Here is a 1,551-nt window from a genome sequence, read left to right as displayed (position 1 = left end):
GTTTTATTAGGGTCTGGGGGGTTGGGTGTTGTTTATAAGAGACAGGTCCGGGCGGGGACTCAGGCGTCGAGGTCGCTGGCGACCATTTCGACGATCTTGTCCAGGGTTGGCTGGTCGTCGCTGGTAATCACCACTTCGGCGCCCTGGGCCGCGCCGAGGGTCATGATCATCAGCGCCGAACCCGCGTCTACCGGGTCACCGCCGATGAGCGCGATGGTGACGGGGACACCGGCCGCGCCGACCGCCTCGGCGATCAGGGCGGCGGGGCGGGCGTGCAGGCCGACCGAGGAGCCGACGGTGACGGTGGTGCTGGCCATGGGATATCTCCTTGTATGCGGATGGTTTACGCGGTGGTGAGGACGGGGGATACGGACTGTTTGCGGGTGAGCTCCTTGGCGAGGGTGACGCAGACCGCGGCGACGACGGTGCCCGCCAGCAGCGACAGCACGAACCAGGCGAGATGCCCGATCGCGAAGAAGACGAAGATGCCGCCGTGTGGCGCGCTCAGGGTCACGTCGGTGGCCATCACCAGGCCGCCGGTGACCGCGCCGCCGACCATCATCGACGGCAGCACCCGCAGCGGGTCGGCCGCGGCGAACGGGATCGCGCCCTCGGAGATGAACGAGGCGCCCAGCAGCCAGGCGGCCTTGCCGTTCTCCCACTCGGCCTCGGTGTAGAGCCGCGGGCGCAGGGTGGTCGACAGCGCCATCGCCAGCGGCGGCACCATGCCCGCGGCCATCACCGCGGCCATGATCCGCAGCGTCGCGGTGTCGGTCACCGACAGGCCCGCGGCGGCGAAGGAATAGGCGGCCTTGTTGACGGGCCCGCCCAGGTCGAAGCACATCATCACGCCCAGGATGACACCGAGCGCGATCGCCGAGGTGCCGGACAGGCCGTTGAGCCAGTCGGTGAGCCCGCTCGTGACGGCGGCGAGCGGCTTGCCGAGCAGTACGAACATCGCGACGCCGACGATCAGCGACGCCAGCAGCGGAATGACCACCACCGGCATCAGACCGCGCGCCCAGATGGGCACCGGAAGCTTGCCGACCCACAGGGCGGCGAAACCGGCGACCAGACCGCCGACGAGACCGCCGAGGAATCCGGCACCGACGAACACCGCGATGGCGCCCGCGGTGAACCCCGGCGCCAAACCGGGCCGGTCGGCGATCGCGAAGGCGATATAGCCCGCCAGCGCTGGAACCAGGAAACTGAACGCGAGCGAGCCGATCTGGAAGAGCACGGCGCCGAAGTAGGTGGCCAGGCCGCCGTCGGGCAGGTCGGTGATCGAGTTGTTCAGCACGATGTCTTGCGCGCTGTCGGAGATCTCGTAGCCACCGAGCAGGAAGCTCAGCGCGATCAGCAGACCACCCGCGGCGACGAACGGGATCATGTAGCTGACGCCGGTGAGCAGGATCTGCCGCAGGCGCGTACCCCAGCCGATGCCCTTGACCGCCGCCTGCGACGGCGCGGGCGCGGGGGCGCCCCCCCGGGGGGCGCCCCGGGGGGGGGGGGCCGGGGGGGCGCCCCCGCGCCAAGGGTGGGGGTGGGTGT

Annotated in this window: 2 protein-coding genes; both read right to left on the bottom strand. The window is 70.3% G+C overall.

What is annotated here, in order from left to right; translation table 11 throughout:
- Positions 1 to 59 precede the first annotated feature (59 nt).
- The gene (locus tag ACFWPJ_RS03630) at positions 60 to 317 is read right to left on the bottom strand and encodes an HPr family phosphocarrier protein (RefSeq protein WP_378846663.1); all 258 of its coding nucleotides are present in this window, start codon (positions 315 to 317) and stop codon (positions 60 to 62) included.
- Positions 318 to 343: 26 nt separating this feature from the next.
- The coding region (locus ACFWPJ_RS03625) for a PTS fructose transporter subunit IIC (RefSeq protein WP_378846660.1) at positions 344 to 1,551 on the bottom strand (1,208 nt) is incomplete at its 5' end.

The organism is Nocardia sp. NPDC058497 (genome assembly GCF_042720195.1).
Lineage (GTDB): Bacteria > Actinomycetota > Actinomycetes > Mycobacteriales > Mycobacteriaceae > Nocardia.
Note: the sequence above shows the minus strand (reverse complement) of the source record. Positions and strands in the feature narration are given on the sequence as shown.

Bases quoted from the DNA above. Each gene is read 5' to 3' on its own strand.
- ACFWPJ_RS03630 (WP_378846663.1), bottom strand. From the start codon at position 317: ATGGCCAGCACCACCGTCACCGTCGGCTCCTCGGTCGGCCTGCACGCC.